Origin of the sequence: Arthrobacter psychrolactophilus (assembly GCF_003219795.1) — a bacterium.
In the GTDB taxonomy this organism is placed as follows: domain Bacteria; phylum Actinomycetota; class Actinomycetes; order Actinomycetales; family Micrococcaceae; genus Specibacter; species Specibacter psychrolactophilus.
This window is the reverse complement of record NZ_QJVC01000039.1, coordinates 1-1,592: the sequence shown is the minus strand read 5'-3', so window position 1 is coordinate 1,592 and position 1,592 is coordinate 1. Positions and strand designations below refer to the sequence as shown.

The 1,592-nt window shown below is 46.4% G+C and carries 1 protein-coding gene; it reads left to right on the top strand.

What is annotated here, in order from left to right:
- Positions 1–1,559: nucleoprotein (locus tag CVS30_RS18665; protein ID WP_146233446.1), on the top strand; the 1,559-nt coding region annotated here is incomplete at its 5' end.
- Positions 1,560–1,592 lie beyond the last annotated feature (33 nt).

Sequence of the window (1,592 nt, the reverse complement as noted above, 5' to 3'; positions counted from 1 at the left end):
CCGATCTACGCGTGATCAGCAAAAGCAGGGTAGATAATCACTCACTGAGTGACATCAAAATCATGGCGTCTCAAGGCACCAAACGATCCTATGAACAGATGGAAACTGGTGGGGAACGCCAGAATGCTACTGAGATCAGGGCGTCTGTTGGAAGAATGGTTAGCGGCATTGGGAGATTCTACATACAGATGTGCACAGAACTCAAACTCAGTGACAATGAAGGGAGGCTGATTCAAAACAGTATAACAATAGAGAGAATGGTACTCTCTGCATTTGATGAAAGAAGGAACAGATACCTGGAAGAGCACCCCAGTGCAGGAAAGGACCCTAAGAAAACTGGAGGTCCAATTTACAGGAGAAGAGACGGAAAATGGGTGAGAGAGCTGATCCTGTATGACAAAGAGGAAATCAGGAGAATTTGGAGACAAGCGAACAATGGAGAGGATGCAACTGCTGGTCTTACCCATCTGATGATATGGCATTCCAACCTAAATGATGCTACCTATCAGAGAACGAGAGCTCTCGTGCGTACTGGAATGGATCCCCGGATGTGCTCTCTGATGCAAGGATCAACTCTCCCGAGGAGATCTGGAGCTGCAGGTGCAGCAGTAAAGGGGATAGGGACAATGGTGATGGAACTGATTCGGATGATAAAACGAGGGATCAACGACCGGAATTTCTGGAGAGGCGAAAATGGAAGAAGAACAAGAATTGCATATGAGAGAATGTGCAACATCCTCAAAGGGAAATTCCAAACAGCAGCACAAAGGGCGATGATGGATCAAGTGCGAGAGAGCAGAAATCCTGGGAATGCTGAAATAGAAGATCTTATTTTTCTGGCAAGGTCTGCACTCATCCTGAGGGGATCAGTGGCTCATAAATCCTGCTTGCCTGCTTGTGTGTACGGGCTTGCAGTGGCTAGTGGATATGACTTTGAGAGAGAAGGGTACTCCTTGGTTGGAATAGATCCTTTTCGTCTGCTTCAAAACAGCCAGGTCTTTAGTCTCATTAGACCAAATGAGAACCCAGCACATAAGAGCCAACTAGTGTGGATGGCATGCCACTCTGCAGCGTTTGAGGACCTTAGGGTCTCAAGTTTCATTAGAGGGACAAGAATGGTCCCAAGAGGACAGCTATCCACTAGAGGGGTTCAAATTGCTTCAAATGAGAACATGGAAGCAATGGACTCCAATACTCTTGAATTGAGAAGTAGATATTGGGCTATAAGAACCAGAAGCGGAGGGAACACCAACCAACAGAGGGCATCTGCAGGACAGGTCAGCGTTCAACCCACTTTCTCAGTACAGAGAAACCTTCCTTTCGAAAGAGCAACCATTATGGCAGCATTTACAGGAAATAATGAGGGTAGAACGTCTGACATGAGGACTGAAATCATAAGAATGATGGAAAGTGCCAGACCAGAAGATGTGTCATTCCAGGGGCGGGGAGTCTTCGAGCTCTCGGACGAAAAGGCAACGAACCCGATCGTGCCTTCCTTTGACATGAATAATGAAGGATCTTATTTCTTCGGAGACAATGCAGAGGAGTATGACAATTGAAGAAAAATACCCTTGTTTCTACTGATCACGCGT